The sequence below is a fragment of the Serratia sp. H1w genome (assembly GCF_000633355.1).
Lineage (GTDB): Bacteria > Pseudomonadota > Gammaproteobacteria > Enterobacterales > Enterobacteriaceae > Chania.
This window is the reverse complement of the sequence record NZ_AYMQ01000018.1, coordinates 1-16,105: the sequence shown is the minus strand read 5'-3', so window position 1 is coordinate 16,105 and position 16,105 is coordinate 1. Positions and strand designations below refer to the sequence as shown.

The following is a 16,105-nucleotide window of genomic DNA, read 5'->3' as shown; positions in this document are numbered from 1 at the left end:
CGCAGCCGGTGACTTCCGAGGTTCGCATTATGATGATTATCCGCCCCATAGAGCGCCGTGACCTGGCTGACCTGCTGGCGCTCGCCGGTAAATCCGGTATTGGCCTCACCTCTTTGCCGCAGAATGAAGACACGCTGTCGGCACGTATTGAGCGGGCGTTAAAAACCTGGCAGGGCGAACTTCCCCAAAGCGATCGCTGCTATCTGTTTGTCATGGAGGATACCGAACGGCAGCGAGTGGTTGGCGTCAGCGCCATCGAAGTGGCAGTTGGGCTGACCGAGCCTTGGTACAGCTTTCGCGTGGGTACCCAGGTGCATGCCTCAAAACAGCTTAACGTCTATAAGTCGGTGCCAACGCTATTTTTGAGTAACGATCATACTGGTCATTCGGAACTCTGCACGCTGTTCCTCGATCCAGACTACCGCCATGGCGAGAACGGCAAGTTGTTGTCGAAGGTGCGCTTCCTGTTTATGGCCGCGTTCCGTAACCAATTCTCCCGCAAGGTGATCGCGGAAATGCGTGGTTATTCCGATGAGAATGGCCGTTCCCCCTTCTGGGAGAGCGTTGGCCGTCACTTCTTCTCTATCGAGTTCGCCAAGGCGGACTACCTCAGCGGTACCGGGCAAAAGGCGTTTATCGCCGAACTGATGCCGAAACACCCGCTGTACGTCGACTTTCTGGCCGAAGATGCGCAGAAAGTGATTGGCGAAGTGCATCCGCAAACCGCACCGGCACGCAAGCTGCTAGAGGCCGAAGGGCTACGCTACCAGGGCTACGTCGATATCTTTGACGGTGGCCCGACGCTGGAAGCCGAGATCGACGAGATCCGCGCGGTGAAGCGCAGCAAACTGGTGAAAGTGGTGCTGGATGATGCGCAGGTGAACAACGAATCCCCGGTGTATCTGGTGGCTAACGACAACTATCAACATTATCGCGCCCTGTTGGTGCATGCCCAACTGCATGACGATCGCCTGCGTATCAATGCCGAGACAGCAGCGGCGCTGGGCGTAGAACAGGGTAGCCCGGTGCGGGTCATCAAGCTTATAGCTCAGGAGAAAGTGTAATGTCGCATCCTGCATTGTTAATTAATGGCGTCTGGCTGGCTGGCCGGGGCGCCGAGTTCAGCAAAACCGATCCGCTGGATAACCTGCCGCTATGGCAAGCCAATGCGGCTAACGCTGACGACGTGGCTTCAGCCTACGCCGCTGCACGCGAGGCTTTCCCTGCCTGGGCGCGCACGCCATTTGCCCAGCGCGAACAGTTGGTAAAATGCTTTGCAGCGTTGCTGGAAGAGAATAAACAGCATCTGGCCGAGACCATCAGCCGAGAAACCAGCAAACCGCGCTGGGAAACCCTGACCGAAGTCCAGGCGATGATTGGCAAGGTGGGTATTTCGCTACAGGCCTATCAGGCGCGTACCGGGGTGACGGAAACTGCGATGGCCGACGGCGCTTCGGTGCTACGCCATCGGCCACACGGCGTGCTGGCGGTGTTTGGCCCGTACAACTTCCCTGGCCATTTACCGAATGGGCATATCGTCCCGGCGCTGTTGGCGGGCAACTGTGTGGTATTCAAACCCAGCGAACTGACGCCACTGACGGCGGAGGTGACGTTGCAACTGTGGCTGCAAGCGGGGCTACCGGCTGGGGTGATCAATCTGGTACAGGGCGGGCGTGAAACCGGTGAGGCGTTGGCAAGCAGTGCAGATATAGATGGGCTGCTGTTTACCGGCAGCGCTGGCACTGGCTACCACCTGCATCGCCAACTGGCTGGCCAGCCAGAAAAGATCCTGGCGCTGGAGATGGGGGGCAACAACGCGCTGATCGTCGAACAAATAGAAGATTGTGACGCGGCGGTGAATCTGGCCGTGCAATCGGCGTTTATCTCTGCCGGTCAGCGCTGTACCTGTGCGCGCCGTATTTTGGTGAAAAGCGGACCGCAGGGCGATGCCTTTATTGCGCGCCTGGTCCAGGTAGCTGCGGCACTGCGCATTGGCCGCTGGGATGCTGAGCCACAGCCGTTTATGGGCGGGGTGATTTCCTCCGCTGCGGCTGAAAACATGCTGGCAGCTCAGCACCATCTGTTGGCTCTGGGAGGCAAAGCCTTGCTGACCATGAAATCGTTAGAGAGCGGTAGTGCGTTATTGAGCCCAGGTATTATTGATGTGACCGGCGTGGCAGAGGTGCCAGACGAAGAATATTTTGGTCCGCTGACGACCATTATTCGCTACGACGATTTTGATCAGGCGCTGCGTCTTGCCAACAATACGCGCTATGGCCTGTCCGTTGGGCTGGTTTCCCCGCAGCGGGAGCAGTTTGAGCGGCTGCTCCTGGAGGCGCGGGCTGGGATTGTCAACTGGAATAAACCGTTGACCGGCGCTTCCAGCGCGGCACCTTTTGGGGGTGTGGGGGCGTCGGGCAACCATCGGCCAAGTGCGTTCTATGCGGCGGATTATTGCGCATGGCCTATGGCTTCACTCGAGAGCGCCAGCTTGACGCTGCCAGCCAGCCTGTCACCGGGCCTGATCTTCAATTGATCTGCCCCCCCCCCTCAACTGGCCGCTAATGTGGTGCTACGTAGGGGTGCTGCATGCTGCGCCCGTGTTGAGGCTAGATACGGAAGTCAATCTGTGGCACGTACGATCCATCTCCTTGGGGAGAGGGTTAGGGTGAGGGGACTTGCACCAAAGTGACAGGTATTAAGCTACAGGAGAGAAAAATGTCCGGATATGAAGTCAATTTCGATGGGTTGGTGGGTTTGACGCATCATTATGCCGGGCTGTCGTTTGGCAATGAAGCCTCGACACAGCATCGCAACAGCGTATCGAATCCCAAACTGGCGGCAAAGCAGGGGCTGCTGAAAATGAAGGCGCTGGCGGATATGGGCTTCCAGCAGGGCGTGTTGCCGCCGCAGGAGCGGCCCCATCTCCCGACGCTGCGTAAACTGGGCTTTAGCGGCAGCGATGAGAGCGTGCTGGCCCAGGCGATGCGAACCTCACCGCAGCTGCTTTCGGCTCTCAGTTCGGCCTCATCTATGTGGACGGCTAATGCCGCGACGGTTTCACCTTCGGCTGACAGTCAGGATAGCAAGGTACATTTCACCGCTGCCAATCTGAATAACAAATTCCATCGCGCGATCGAGGCAGAAACCACCTCCAGCGTACTGCGTGCCATCTTCCGCGATGAGCAATACTTTACTCACCACGATGCCTTGCCGCAGGTGGCGCTATTCGGGGATGAGGGGGCCGCCAACCATAACCGCCTTGGTGGAGACTATGCCAAACGTGGGGTGCAGGTGTTTGTGTATGGTAAGCAGGAGTTCGGCGGGGCAAGTGCTCCCACCCGTTACCCGGCTCGCCAGACGCGGGAGGCCAGCGAGGCGATCGCGCGTTTGCATCAGTTGCACGAGCAACAAACGGTATTCCTGCAACAAAATCCGGTGGTGATCGACCAGGGCGTTTTTCACAATGACGTGATTGTCGTCAGCAATCAGCAGGTGCTGTTCCATCATCAACAGGCGTTTTTGCACCAACAGCAGGGCCTGGATCAGTTGCGCCATAAGATGGCCTTGCTGGAAACGGAGTTGGTGGCGATAGAAGTCCCCACCTCCAGCGTCAGCGTGGGGGATGCGGTGGCGACCTACCTGTTTAACAGTCAGATCCTGACCAAACCTAATGGCAAGATGATGATCGTCGTGCCGGAAGAGTCCCGCCAGCATCCGGGCGTTTGGCACTATCTGTCGGAGATGGTGACCCGCGGCGGTCCAATCGACGAGATCAAGGTGTTCGATCTGCGCGAAAGTATGCGCAACGGCGGTGGCCCGGCTTGCCTAAGGTTACGCGTAGCGTTGAACGATGCCGAACTGAGAGCAGTTAACCCACGGGTGATGATGAACGATACGCTATTCGCTACTCTGAACGATTGGGTCGATCGTTATTATCGCGATCGTTTGGTTCAAGGCGATCTGGCAGACCCGCAATTGCTGCATGAAGGGCGAGCGGCTCTGGATGCACTGACCTCTATCCTTGGGTTGGGTAATGTTTACCCATTCCAACAGTAACCGGAGGCAATGATGAAAGATTTATTGGCTCTGACGCTGGCGGGGACGATACCGGCCAATACCCACGGTGAGTTCGCCATGTTGCGCTGGCGGTGGCTGGGGGAGGGGTTATTGGAGCTCTGCCCGCTGCAAGGCTATCGGCAAGCGGTGGTGCTTTCTGCGGGTATTCACGGCAATGAAACGGCACCCATCGAATTGCTTGACCAACTGGTAACCGAACTACTCAGCGGCGTGAGGCCATTGGCGGTGCGCTTGCTGGTGGTGTTGGGCAATCCGTCGGCGATGCGTGCCAATCAACGCTATCTGGCAAGCGATATGAACCGGATGTTTGGCGGGCGTTATCAGCAGTTTGAGTCCTGTGGTGAAACGGTACGGGCACAGCAGTTGGAGCAAGTCGTCAGTCATTTCTTTGCCCAAGAGCAGGCCACCCGCTTTCACTATGATCTGCATACGGCGATCCGTGGGTCGCTGTTGCCACGCTTTGGTATTTTGCCCTATCAGCCGCAGCGTTACAGCCCCGAGATGTTGGCGTTACTTGATGCCGCAGATTTGGATGCGTTAGTGATCCACCAGGCGCCCGGTGGCACGTTCAGCCACTTCTCCAGCGAATATGCACAGGCAGCAAGCTGCACTCTCGAACTGGGCAAGGCACGCCCGTTTGGCAGCAATGATCTGCAGCAGTTTTTCGCTATCAATAACGCCTTGCAGGCGCTGGTCAGTGGGCAGCCTTTGCCTTTACGGGGGCCGGTTCCGCTACGGATATTCCGGGTCGAGCGGTCGCTGATCAAACGCAGTGAGTCGTTCAAGCTCTATTTGAGTGATGATACCGCTAATTTCACCGCTCTGCCGCGGGGGACGTTACTTTATGAACAGCCAGGAGAAAGCTATCGGGTGCAGTATGAAAACGAATGGATCCTGTTTCCCAATCCCAAGGTCGCGTTGGGATTGCGTGCGGGCATGATGTTGACTGAAGTACCACGTAATACGCTGTTTTAATCTTCCCCCGTTGGTTATGCCGCAGGTCTGCGACCTGTGGCGACATTTTCTCTCCTGCACCAACATAGCGCAATTTATTCCGCCAATTAATAAGGGTATTTACTCTATTATGTTTCATCCCCGGTTAGGGCGATCAATGGGTAAAAACCGGATTAAAGATAGAACTATTTGCGTAAATTCAGCTATTCAGATTTATATCAGTTAAAAGTGTGAAATAAGTAACGCTATTGCTTAGCATGCTAATTTTGTGGTTATTGGAAAACGTAGGCAAATCACACAAAATGAAACGTGAATGCACCTTTTTGGTGCAATTTAACGGTGGCGTTAAAGCTTATGCGTTAAATGTCTATTTAAATCATTAAATTAGAAATTGCATAGATTGTAATATTTAGTTACAAATAAACATGCTTTATACGCACTGTTTCGTGAACTTTTTTATTTTAAGTTTTTATTCATGATGCTAATGTCACATGGCGCTTTATTACAGGCGTTGATAAAAAAACAAAATGATAAAAATCACAGCCCAAAGCATAAATTGGGCGTGACGGGCAGCTTTTAATAAAAATCTAGGAAAATAAATGATGAAACGCAGTGTAGTAGCCCTGGCGGTTGTTCTTGCCACCGTCGCCTCGATGGCCAATGCGGCCGAAATCTACAACAAAGATGGCAACAAACTCGACCTGTATGGCCGTGTTAACGCTAAGCACCTGTTCAGTGATAACAAGTCTGCTGACGGTGACGCCACTTATGTTCGTTTCGGTTTTAAAGGCGAAACGCAGATTAATAGTGACCTGACCGGTTATGGCCAGTGGGAATACAACGTCCAGGCCAACCACGCTGAGTCAGCAGGTACCGAAGGCACCAAAACTCGTCTGGGCTTCGCTGGTCTGAAGTTCGCCAACTATGGTTCCTTTGACTACGGCCGTAACTACGGCGTGGTTTACGATGCGGAATCCTATACCGATATGCTGCCAGAGTTTGGCGGTGACACCTATACCTACACTGATAACTTCATGAATGGCCGTTCTACCGGTCTGGCTACCTACCGTAACCGTAGCTTCTTCGGTCTGGTAGAAGGCTTGAATATCGCATTGCAGTATCAGGGTAAGAACGAGAATGACCGCAGCAACGTACACAAGCAGAACGGTGACGGCTACGGTATGTCGGTAGACTATCAGGACATCGGCGGTACCGGCATTGGTGCTGCGGCAGCTTTCTCTGATTCTAACCGCACCCAAGCTCAAAAAGACGGCTTCTATGGTAAAGGTGACAGCGCTACGGCCTGGACCACCGCACTTAAGTATGATGCCAACCAGGTGTATCTGGCGGCAATGTATGCTGAAACCCGCAACATGACCCCAATTACGGTTAACAAAGTTGCTGGCTTTGCCAACAAAACGCAAAACTTTGAAGTGGTCGCGCAATACCAGTTCGAAAATGGCCTGCGTCCATCTATCGCTTACCTGCAATCCAAGGGTAAAGACATTGAGACCATCGGCGATGCCGATCTGGTGAAATATATCGATATCGGTGCGACATACTACTTCAACAAAAATATGTACACCTATGTTGATTATAAAATCAACCAGCTGGATGACAACAACCCGTTGGGTCTGAACACCGACAACGTCGTGGCAGCCAGCTTGACCTACCGTTTCTAAGCGTTACTCATCACCTCATTCCTGTGTCGGAACGTGGTCCAAAAGGCAGAGCGCAAGCTCTGCCTTTTTCAATTCATCAACAGCGTGGCGATAGTGCGGAATTTTTCGTAGGGTCATCGCATGCCTGGCTAATCAATGGCAGTGTTGGTTTACAGAGAGACATACTCGCTGGCAGGCAGCCAGAAGCCGTCGATAAAGTCCTCGATCGGAAAACAGCCAGCATGACGTAACCGTTGTTCTTTCATCGCTACCAGGCACTGATGCTCATCACGCAGCACGTCGACAACAATATCGGCACAACCGCCATCCAGATAACAAACGAACATCACCAAAGCATACATAACCCAACACGTCCCCATTAAGAGTCTACCCACCATTGTAGGTAAAATTGGGCTGAATTCAGCTAATTCATACAAAAAAATAACAATTGACCAGACAAAAACGGTATTTTCAGAATTATGGCAGCGTTTAATCATCCATCGGAGCATTGCAGTTCCGTTCTGTACTGCTAAGCTTAATGAGTTTTAAAAATGCTTAACTATCCAATCATTAACGGGAGCGAATATGGGATTGTTTAACTTCGTGAAAGAAGCTGGCGAAAAACTGTGGGATACGGTGAGCGGTAACGCTGCGGATCAAAGCGCCAAGCTGAAAGCGCACCTCGATAACAGCGGCCTGCCGGATACGGATAAGGTTGATGTTCAGGTCGTTGATGGCAAGGCCGTGGTCACCGGGGACGGTATCAGCCAGGAGCTGAAAGAAAAAATTCTGGTAGCCGTGGGGAACGTGGCGGGCATCAGCGGTGTGGAAGATAATGTCGCGGTAGCGCAACCGGAAGCGGAAAGCCGCTTTTATACCGTCAAGAAGGGCGATACGCTGAGCGCCGTTGCCAAAGAGATATATGGCAATGCCAACCTGTACAATAAGATCTTTGAAGCCAATAAACCGATGCTAAGCCATCCGGATAAAATCTATCCGGGCCAGGTATTGCGCATCCCACAATGATGTAGAAAATCCAGGCTATCGAAGCCCGAGCTTGCTCGGGTTTCAGACTGTATCATTCGTAGCCCTATCTTGGGCGCTGTGCTGCACCACTCACCCGATTCACGCGTTACTCCAGTGCTAACCCCTCAAGTTCTCTAATCTCAATTTGATAAACCCAACGAATGTTTTCAGCCCGTAGGCGGGCGACTTGCCCCGAGAGTCTTGACCCTGCTGCAGAAAATTGTTAGCGTCTGCGTACAAGAAAAGTCTTAGTTATCGCCTGTGTAAAATCTGACTACCGCATAGACAGGGGGTTTGCTGCTTTGAACCTTGAGACGGTATGGCATGCGATAAGCGAATAGAGGGTGCGAACGCCCCATAAGACAAGCAATACCAGGAAAGCCATGGACGATGCGTAACCGCTCATCACTGCGTAGACGAGGGTTGCTGCATATTGATCATTTTTACGTTGACGATCACACAGTAGGTGGGAGTAACTTACTGTTTTCAGGAGATAAAATGGAACACAATCCGCACGATGAAACCAAACTTATCGCGGTTATTGCCTTATTGGTCTCGGTGCTACTGGTCGTGTCGATCTTGTTTGGCATCACGTACTTATCCGATCTGCGGCATACCAATCAAGAGATTGACACCAAAAGCTGTTATATCAAAGGTGGCTGAAGCCTGAGCTGTACCTTTGCTATGACGATGAAAAATTTTTGCCGAATGCATGAGTTTATTGGGGCCAGGCAGCAATTGCTGCGATTTATCCGCTGACAAAAGTGATGGCGAATTAATAGCCGGTAGCGTGCTATATAAATAGGGTAACGCACGCTGAAGGCGTTTTTTTAACCACACTGATATCGCTACAACTCAGGTGTAGCAAGGGATTGGGCGATTTCCCCAACCTTTTACGGATGATGGCTAGTGAGGATGAACGCGGCATTCTGTTGATTAGTGGATTTAAATAAATTCAATTTAACTATGTTAAAGTCACAATTAATGATTTGCGTGAATGTATTTCATAAATGTATTTGTGATGTTAATCAAATATTGTTATTTACCCCAAAATAGCGGGCTGTCGTAAATAGCCTGGCCCTGCTAAGCTGAGATTAATCTGTACGAAGTTTCTGTCAGTCCTATTGCCGAAGTAAGCGAGGTGGTTATGAGTCAATTACTCTCCCATGCAAGATTATCCCATGTTGTGATCGCTACGGCGGTGTTTTGGGTTGCCATTGCCGTACTCGTAGCGGTCGCGCTGAAGTGACGCAGGATGATTAATCAACAACGCTTTTGACGTAGCTAGCACATACCGCCGACGGCTCCTTTCTGGGGCCGTTATCTTTTATAGCCATCAGACCAACAAACCCTGGTAATGACGATTAATCGCCAAAGCGCTCTGAGGGTTATCTTGCAGTGATTAGACAGCTTGCATCTGGCTCAGGCCGTCTTTTGGTGAATAATGTGCAGCGGAGGCTCGATGTGCAGATCGACACTCAGATCCTGGCGAAAGTCATAGGGCGTGATGTTGAAACGCTTTCTGAACATGTAGGTGAAGTGTGATTGGGAACCGAAACCAAAATCCAAGGCAATATCGAAAATGGAAGCCTCGCTACTGCGCAACTGATACACCGCACCGGCAAGGCGGCGTTCGCGAATGTACTTGCCCAGCGAAATCCCCGTCGCTTCTTTAAACAGCTTCTGCATATGCCACAGCGAATAGCCGGAATACTCGGCCAACTCTTCAAGGTGGATCACTCGTCCAAGGTGGGTCTCAACCCATTTGCTGAGTGCGCAGACTAGTGAGAGGTGATGTTCTTGTATCAATAAATTAACCCAATTGATTTTGTCGTTTAACCGCAGCGCAGAGCTTACGGCAGGCCCACTTAGCGTACCTTACAGGCCCCGGGTTGTCACCTTCGTGCCGGTTAAAGCGGGATCGTTTTGGCCTTTGCCATCAGGCGGCCTGCAAGACGGACTATCTCCGCCGCGTCGTCTGGAATAAACCCCATGGTGATCGCCATACCTAGCAGGACGTTATCCTGGCTGAAAATCGGGCAGGCAATCGCGCGCGCGCCGGGGATGCCTTCAGTAACATTGTAACGTACCGCATAGCCCTGTTGGCGGATCTTTTCGAGCTCTTTTGCTTCGAGCTGCGGCGTAATCGAGCTATCAAACGCCTGGTAGGCATAACCCGCCGCACTGGCATTCATCGGGATAAGGGTGTTTTCGAGGTAATCGATATCGATATTTTTATGGCTGCGGTTGTAGCGCGTCAGCAAGATGTTACTCCCTTGGCGTATCGCCCAGCCGGTGGAGTAGTTAAGCTCATCGCGCAACTCACACAGCGCATTGTTGATTATCGTCGCCAACGTCTGCTGTTTACCCGCCGCCGCGGCTAGCGCCAACAGTTTGCTGCCAAGCGAGTAGCGGCTGGTCTCCTGCTCCTGATACAGCATCTGGCTGCGGCACAGCGACACCAGATATTTATGCAACCGGCTTTTCGATAACCCACAGTGTTTGGCTATTTCCGACGCGCGAGCGCTCCCTCCCAGTGCAGTGACACTCTCCAATACCGACACCGCAATGTCGACCGAATTGACGCCTTGAACTTCCGACATGCTGTTTACCCTGACTCGCTATGACTTCGATCCGCTCACTTTACCAGTTTAAGGCGGTGATTGCCGCGCTAACCAGGATCCGCCATCGGTGACAAACGCGTTTTCAGCATGCAGCGACTAACTATTTTGAGGTGGATTGATCTGCTTCAATATACTATTGGTGAACTCGGTTTATTTATAGTGAACACCAGGGCGTGAAAATTACCGAGAAAAAAACTATGAATACACTTTCTTCACTCCGACTTAAACGGCGTACGTTGCTGAAAGGACTTGGCGTTATTGGTCTGGCTTCCCTATCACCCTGCGCTTTTTCCTTAACATCCGAACAAAAAGAACCGTTACGGCGTATCCACCTCAAGCTGACGGACTATCAAACCTTCCGCTCGACCTGTGCGATGGAGTGCCTGCACTGCAACCTGACGGCTTACGTCTATCAGAAAAAGCTGATGAAGATTGAGGCGACGGAAGGTTTTAATGTGAAATGCTGCCTGCGGGGGATCAGCCGTACCAAATGGGTTTATCACCAACAGCGGATCACCACGCCTTTGCTGCGGGTAGGCAAAAAAGGTGAGGGTAAATTCGAGCCGATCAGTTGGCAGCAGGCGCTGGATCTCATCGAGAAAAACATCCGTACCACTATCAAGGAGCAGGGTAACGAAGGGCTGCTGTTATCCACCCATGCGGGCAACATGGACTCGATAAAGAACGATATGGGCAAGGCGTTCTTTGACTATCTGGGCGGTTCGGTGAAACAGGCGGGGTCGCTCTGCTGCTCGGCAGTCACGGCGGCGATGATGCCGATGGTGGGGTTACGCTATGCCGATACCCGTGACACTATTGCCGATAGCCGCTTGATCATCTGTTGGGGTAACAACCCGGCGGTGACCATGCAGGCGTATTTTAAAAACTATCTGCGTGCGCAAGAGCAGGGCGCTCGTATCGTCGTCATCGATCCTCGTTTTAACGAGACTGCCGCCAAAGCCGATGAATGGATCCCGATCGTGCCAGGTACGGATACGGCTTTAGCACTCGGCATGATGAAGATCATTATCGAAGAACAGTATATCGATGCAGATTTCCTGCGCCAGCATACCGGCGCGGTGTATCTGGTGGACGCCAAAGATCAATTGTTGCGCGCAGATGCCGCCGATACAGAAAGTTATCTGGTTTATGACTGCACCAGCCAGAGCCTGGTACGGCATGACAAGGCGGGGATAAGCCCTGCATTGTTCCAAAGCCAGTTGCCCGCCGACAGCGGTTACCGCACGGTTTTCGAAACCATTTACCAACAGGCTGCTCCCTGGACGCTCGACCGCGTTGCTGCCGAAACCGAAATCCCCGCCCACACTATTTTACGTTTGGCCCGTGACTACGGCACGACTGCCCCGGCGATGATTGTGCAAAACATGTCCGGTGCCCAGCGTACCGAATTTGGCACCTACGTCGCGGCCAGCCAATTCTATCTGGCATTACTCACCGGCAACATCGGCAAGCGCGGCGCCGGGATCTGCGATGCAGGCGGAGCGCGCCAGATGGCGAAGTTCAGCCCGATCATTGCGCCACCGGCTACGGTGAAAAAAATCACCCCGATACCGGTGGCCAAAGTGGGTGAGTGGGTAGTCAACGATCGCCCTTACCCAATCAAGTTCTGGTGGATTATGACCATGGGCGTCATGACCCAGTTGCCCAACACCAATATGGTCAGAAAGGCCTTGGAAAAGGTTCCCTTTGTGGTGGTGGCCGATAATCTGATGAGCTCTACCGCGCTGTATGCCGATCTGGTACTGCCGGTGACGACCATTTTTGAAGACGTCAGCCTGATGGCGGGCGTGCGTAGCCACTATGTGCAACTGATGGAGCAGGCGGTGGAACCACCGGGTGAAGCCAAGCCGGATTATTGGATCTTTGCCCGTCTGGCGGAGCGCTTTGGTTTTGGCGAGGTATTCAATCAGCCGATAGAGCATTACATCAACGCTTGCCTGCAAGGTTCCGGCATCACCCTGGAACAGCTTAAGCAAGGGCCGGTACTGCCCGTCAGCGGTGACTGGATCCCATTTGAAAATGGAGAATTCCGTACGCCGACCCGTAAAGCACACTTCTTTATTGAAGAGTGGCAGAAGAAAGCATTCTCGCCGGTAGTGACCTATCTGCGGGTTAATGAATCCCCGAAAGGCTCTCCGGAACTGGCGGCTAAATACCCGCTGATGGCGGTACAACGCAAGTTGGCACGCAGTATCCACTCCAGCCACGGGATGAATGAGTGGATCCTCGAAGTACAGCGCAATAAGCCTAACGTCATGATCCATCCACAGGACGCGCAACAGCGCCAGATCAAACACGGCGACTGGGCGACCGTATTTAACCAGCGGGGAGAGCACCGGGCGATTGCCGTCGTCACTACGCATATCAAGCGGGGCGTGGTTTCGCTGGATAACGGTTGGTGGGAACAGCAGGGAGGAAGCAGTAGTCACGTCACCAATGACGCCGTAGAGGCGTTAGGTACCGGGCATTGCTGTAACAGTACGTTGGTTGATGTACGGGCGGAGGGATAACCGATGACCAAACAATATGGCTTTCTGATTGATATTAAACGTTGCTACGGCTGTAAAACCTGCTCGATGGCCTGCAAGTCGGAGAACCAGACCCCACCCGGCGTGCTTTGGCGGCGTGTGCGGGAGTATGAGACGGATGGTCCGAATTCGGAAGGGTTCATCTCAATGTCCTGCAACCATTGCGACGATCCGCAATGCATGAAGGTATGCCCGGCGGATACCTATCACAAACGCCCGGATGGGATTGTGGTGCAGGATCATGAAAAGTGCATCGGCTGCCGGATGTGCATCATGGCTTGTCCGTATAACGCACCGGTCTTCGATCCGCAGGAGGGCAAAACCAGCAAGTGCAACATGTGTGCCGAACGCCTGGATGAAGGGCTACCACCGCGCTGTGTGGCGTCTTGCCCTGCGGGTGTTTTGAAGTTTGGTGAGATCGAGGAATTAAGGAAGATCCACACCACGGATTGGGCGGTGGTGGAGGCGCGATATCACATGCCGGACCATCGCATCAGTGGCCCGAACGTGGTCATTATTCCAGCGGACAAATAATAAGGTGTAGCCATGAACGAATATGAACTGCCGTTGGTGTTTTTTACCGTGCTGTGCCAATGGGGCATCGGCGGGATTATCGCCTTGACGCTCTACCAGTTGTGCCCAGCAGCCCGGATGTCCGTTGGGCAACTGAAATATCTGGTGTTGGGATTGTGGTTGGTGGAAGTGGTTGGCTCCAGTTTGTCACTGCTGCACCTGGGTAGCCCGTTCGGCGCTTATCGCGCCGTGCTGGGCCTGCCGCACTCCTGGTTAAGCCGTGAGGTGATTGCCTTTATCCTGGTGAATATCAGCCTGTTCCTGCTCTTGGCTACGTGCTGGTTGCGTCCACAGAACCGGGCTTGGGTTACCACGTTGGGGATAGTGACTTCGGTGTTAGGGATTGCCGCTATCCTGGTTTCGGCGCAAATCTACTACCAAATGGCCAGCCATCCGCTGTGGCATACGCCACTGACCCAGTTGGCGTTTCTGAGCACCGCGTTACTGCTGGGGTTTGCCACCTTGGGGATCTATTTGAGCTGTTGTGGCCTGGCCGTTCCACGGATCGTTCGCTATGGCCTGCTGATGGGTTGCCTGTTGCTACTGGCAACGCTGGTGGGTCGTTACCAGATTGCCGGAGCCAGCGCTCAGGGGATCATGCTTTGGTGGCAGTTGGTTGGCAGCATGTTGGTGGGGGGAGTGTTGTTCGCGGCACTGAGTCTGCGCACACGTTTGACCCCATCGCTGGCTGCGATCGCCGGGGTCGCATTGGTGTCGGGGGAAATTGTGGGACGCATGCTGTTTTACCATAACGTCATGGGCCAATTCCCCTGGTTCTGATGAAATAAATTGAGGTCGGTCCAGCCGCGCAACCACCGAACGGCGGGCCGACTCAAATGCCAGTTAAAAAAAGCGTTAGCGTGGGCTTGCCAGCATTCGGAAAAACCAGCTAATCTGAAATTGCCCGCTACTCTGGATACCGGGTAGTCCAGGCCAGCAATGTAATTAACCAAAAATAGAGAGTCAGCCGTAACAACGCCACGTTGATGGGGTGATCGCATGTTAATGACAGTGATTATTACTCTTTTTGTGATCGTGGGTGTCGCCGCTTTTATGGCAATGCCAGTGATGATGGTCAATAACACGCAGGGCGTGGGAGGTGAAGAACCGTGAAACTTGCTAGCAACCGGAACTTGCAATGTTAACTCGTACTAACACTCACCATTGATGACGGGCTCAGACATGGGTCACGTCATCATTACTCTACCCGCATCGCAATTTCTGCTTTCCTCGTCATAAACCCTACTGTACTCATTGAACGATGGGGCTACAATAAGCGTATCTGCTAGACCTTCACACCCCACTTTCCGGCCACAGTAAAGAGACCATAGCATTATGGAAATCAAGGATTACTACGCCATTCTAGAGGTTAAACCCTCTGATGATATCAAAGCCATCAAAACCGCCTATCGTCGCCTGGCACGCAAATATCACCCCGATGTCAGTACCGAAGCCGATGCCGAAACGCGCTTTAAAGAAGTGGCAGAAGCCTATGAAGTGCTGAAAGACAGCGAACGCCGGGCCGAATATGATGAGATGCGGCAACATCGTAACGAGCCCAATTTCGGTCGCCAGAGCAGGCGTGCCGAGTATGGCAATGCCGACGATTTCTCCGACATCTTTTCCTCGATGTTTGGCCAGCGCGGCGGGGCTCGCCAGCCTCGTGCGGCCCGTGGGCAGGACGTTGAAATCGGCGTGGCGCTGTTCCTGGAGGAAACCCTGGCTGAGCAGACCCGCACCCTGAGCTATAAGGTACCGGTGTACAACGCTTTTGGTCAGGCAGAGAAAGAGATCACCAAAACGCTTAACGTGAAAATCCCCGCGGGTGTGACAGACGGGGAACGGATCCGCGTTAAGGGCCAAGGGGTGCCAGGTAGGGCCGGTGGGGCCAATGGCGATCTGTACCTGATTATTCAGTTGGCGCCACACCCGTTATTTGAGGTGATTGGGCACGATCTGGAAATCGTTCTGCCCTTGGCCCCTTGGGAGGCCGCGTTGGGAACCAAGGTATCGCTGCCTACGCTGGCTGATAACATCCTGCTGACGATCCCCGCCGGGAGCCAGACCGGGCAGCGGTTACGCGTCAAAGGCAAGGGGCTGGTCAGCAAGAAAGAAACTGGTAATCTGTATGCGGTGATCAAGATCGTGATGCCGGCCAAACCCGATGAAGACAGCGCCGCACTCTGGCAACGGCTGGCCGAGGCTAATCAGGCCTTCGATCCTCGTACGCAATGGAGCAAAGCATAATGGCCAAGCTACAGATAACCCTTACCATTACTGAATTCTGTCTGAGTACCGGCGTTACGGAAACCGAGTTGGTTGAGGTGGTTGGCTTGGGAGTGATCCAGCCTCGTGACCCGAATGCGGAGGATTGGGTGTTTGATGATGGCGCGGTGGCGGCGTTTAATCGTGCCCAGCGTCTGCAACGTGAACTGGCGCTGGACTGGCCCGGGATTGCGGTGGCGTTGACGCTACTCGATGAGATTGAACAACTGCGCAGGGAAAATAGCCAGTTACGCCATCGCCTTGAGCGCTTTATTGCAGAGTGATGCCCCTCACGCGGGCGCAGCATGCAGCGCCCCTACACTCGATGCTGAACTGGCTCCCTCTCCCTGCGGGAGTGTACAGACCGGGGACA

At 53.3% G+C, this 16,105-nt stretch carries 15 protein-coding genes; 12 read left to right on the top strand and 3 right to left on the bottom strand.

Features of this window, described 5'->3' with window-relative positions; all coding sequences use genetic code 11:
- Positions 1 to 29: 29 nt before the first annotated feature.
- The 5 genes from astA (at position 30) to ompC (ending at position 6,716) form a co-directional block, all read left to right on the top strand.
- Positions 30 to 1,064 (top strand): arginine N-succinyltransferase, encoded by a 1,035-nt coding sequence (gene astA / locus U869_RS0103365; RefSeq protein WP_025123618.1) that lies wholly within the window; start codon positions 30 to 32, stop codon positions 1,062 to 1,064.
- Positions 1,064 to 2,536 carry a succinylglutamate-semialdehyde dehydrogenase gene (gene astD, locus U869_RS0103360; RefSeq protein ID WP_025123619.1) on the top strand — a complete coding sequence of 491 codons (1,473 nt, stop codon included), beginning with the start codon at positions 1,064 to 1,066 and terminating at the stop codon, positions 2,534 to 2,536. The genes astA and astD overlap by 1 nt, the downstream gene beginning before the upstream one ends.
- A 182-nt stretch (positions 2,537 to 2,718) precedes the next feature.
- Positions 2,719 to 4,059, top strand: a complete 1,341-nt coding sequence (gene astB, locus U869_RS0103355) for an N-succinylarginine dihydrolase (protein ID WP_025123620.1) — start codon at positions 2,719 to 2,721, stop codon at positions 4,057 to 4,059.
- A 12-nt stretch (positions 4,060 to 4,071) separates the two neighbouring features.
- On the top strand, positions 4,072 to 5,055 hold the full coding sequence (astE, locus tag U869_RS0103350; RefSeq protein ID WP_025123621.1) for a succinylglutamate desuccinylase: 984 nt from the start codon (positions 4,072 to 4,074) through the stop codon (positions 5,053 to 5,055).
- A gap of 578 nt (positions 5,056 to 5,633) precedes the next feature.
- Positions 5,634 to 6,716, top strand: a complete 1,083-nt coding sequence (gene ompC, locus U869_RS0103345; protein WP_025123622.1) for a porin OmpC — start codon at positions 5,634 to 5,636, stop codon at positions 6,714 to 6,716.
- Positions 6,717 to 6,865: 149 nt separating this feature from the next.
- On the opposite strand, the gene U869_RS0103340 is transcribed toward ompC, so the two are convergent.
- Positions 6,866 to 7,057, bottom strand: coding sequence for a YebW family protein (locus U869_RS0103340; RefSeq protein ID WP_025123623.1), 192 nt, complete (start codon positions 7,055 to 7,057; stop codon positions 6,866 to 6,868).
- 223 nt (positions 7,058 to 7,280) lie between these two features.
- Here U869_RS0103340 and lysM point away from each other — a divergent pair, with 223 nt between their 5' ends.
- Complete coding sequence (lysM, locus tag U869_RS0103335) at positions 7,281 to 7,721, top strand: peptidoglycan-binding protein LysM (RefSeq protein ID WP_025123624.1); 441 nt, start codon at positions 7,281 to 7,283, stop codon at positions 7,719 to 7,721.
- Between the two features lie 498 nt (positions 7,722 to 8,219).
- Entirely contained in the window at positions 8,220 to 8,384 is a 165-nt protein-coding gene (locus U869_RS32375; RefSeq protein WP_198530719.1) for a hypothetical protein, read from the top strand.
- 759 nt (positions 8,385 to 9,143) lie between these two features.
- On the opposite strand, the gene U869_RS0103325 is transcribed toward U869_RS32375, so the two are convergent.
- Positions 9,144 to 9,530: a helix-turn-helix domain-containing protein gene (locus U869_RS0103325; RefSeq protein WP_025123625.1), complete on the bottom strand. Its 387-nt coding sequence runs from the start codon at positions 9,528 to 9,530 to the stop codon at positions 9,144 to 9,146.
- 101 nt (positions 9,531 to 9,631) lie between these two features.
- A complete protein-coding gene (locus tag U869_RS0103320; protein ID WP_025123626.1) occupies positions 9,632 to 10,324 on the bottom strand; it encodes an IclR family transcriptional regulator in 693 nt (230 codons plus the stop codon).
- Positions 10,325 to 10,542: 218 nt separating this feature from the next.
- Here U869_RS0103320 and U869_RS0103315 point away from each other — a divergent pair, with 218 nt between their 5' ends.
- The 5 genes from U869_RS0103315 (at position 10,543) to cbpM (ending at position 16,016) form a co-directional block, all read left to right on the top strand.
- Positions 10,543 to 12,876: a molybdopterin-dependent oxidoreductase gene (locus U869_RS0103315; RefSeq protein WP_025123627.1), complete on the top strand. Its 2,334-nt coding sequence runs from the start codon at positions 10,543 to 10,545 to the stop codon at positions 12,874 to 12,876.
- A gap of 3 nt (positions 12,877 to 12,879) precedes the next feature.
- The gene (locus U869_RS0103310) at positions 12,880 to 13,428 is read left to right on the top strand and encodes a 4Fe-4S dicluster domain-containing protein (protein WP_025123628.1); all 549 of its coding nucleotides are present in this window, start codon (positions 12,880 to 12,882) and stop codon (positions 13,426 to 13,428) included.
- 12 nt (positions 13,429 to 13,440) lie between these two features.
- Complete coding sequence (locus U869_RS0103305; protein ID WP_025123629.1) at positions 13,441 to 14,247, top strand: DmsC/YnfH family molybdoenzyme membrane anchor subunit; 807 nt, start codon at positions 13,441 to 13,443, stop codon at positions 14,245 to 14,247.
- A 555-nt stretch (positions 14,248 to 14,802) separates the two neighbouring features.
- Positions 14,803 to 15,714, top strand: a complete 912-nt coding sequence (gene cbpA, locus U869_RS0103295; RefSeq protein ID WP_025123631.1) for a curved DNA-binding protein — start codon at positions 14,803 to 14,805, stop codon at positions 15,712 to 15,714.
- Complete coding sequence (gene cbpM, locus U869_RS0103290) at positions 15,714 to 16,016, top strand: chaperone modulator CbpM (protein WP_025123632.1); 303 nt, start codon at positions 15,714 to 15,716, stop codon at positions 16,014 to 16,016. The genes cbpA and cbpM overlap by 1 nt, the downstream gene beginning before the upstream one ends.
- Positions 16,017 to 16,105 lie beyond the last annotated feature (89 nt).

Bases quoted from the DNA above. Each gene is read 5' to 3' on its own strand.
- astA (WP_025123618.1), top strand. From the start codon at position 30: ATGATGATTATCCGCCCCATAGAGCGCCGTGACCTGGCTGACCTGCTG.
- astD (WP_025123619.1), top strand. From the start codon at position 1,064: ATGTCGCATCCTGCATTGTTAATTAATGGCGTCTGGCTGGCTGGCCGG.
- astB (WP_025123620.1), top strand. From the start codon at position 2,719: ATGTCCGGATATGAAGTCAATTTCGATGGGTTGGTGGGTTTGACGCAT.
- astE (WP_025123621.1), top strand. From the start codon at position 4,072: ATGAAAGATTTATTGGCTCTGACGCTGGCGGGGACGATACCGGCCAAT.
- ompC (WP_025123622.1), top strand. From the start codon at position 5,634: ATGATGAAACGCAGTGTAGTAGCCCTGGCGGTTGTTCTTGCCACCGTC.
- U869_RS0103340 (WP_025123623.1), bottom strand. From the start codon at position 7,057: ATGTATGCTTTGGTGATGTTCGTTTGTTATCTGGATGGCGGTTGTGCC.
- lysM (WP_025123624.1), top strand. From the start codon at position 7,281: ATGGGATTGTTTAACTTCGTGAAAGAAGCTGGCGAAAAACTGTGGGAT.
- U869_RS32375 (WP_198530719.1), top strand. From the start codon at position 8,220: ATGGAACACAATCCGCACGATGAAACCAAACTTATCGCGGTTATTGCC.
- U869_RS0103320 (WP_025123626.1), bottom strand. From the start codon at position 10,324: ATGTCGGAAGTTCAAGGCGTCAATTCGGTCGACATTGCGGTGTCGGTA.
- U869_RS0103315 (WP_025123627.1), top strand. From the start codon at position 10,543: ATGAATACACTTTCTTCACTCCGACTTAAACGGCGTACGTTGCTGAAA.
- U869_RS0103310 (WP_025123628.1), top strand. From the start codon at position 12,880: ATGACCAAACAATATGGCTTTCTGATTGATATTAAACGTTGCTACGGC.
- U869_RS0103305 (WP_025123629.1), top strand. From the start codon at position 13,441: ATGAACGAATATGAACTGCCGTTGGTGTTTTTTACCGTGCTGTGCCAA.
- cbpA (WP_025123631.1), top strand. From the start codon at position 14,803: ATGGAAATCAAGGATTACTACGCCATTCTAGAGGTTAAACCCTCTGAT.
- cbpM (WP_025123632.1), top strand. From the start codon at position 15,714: ATGGCCAAGCTACAGATAACCCTTACCATTACTGAATTCTGTCTGAGT.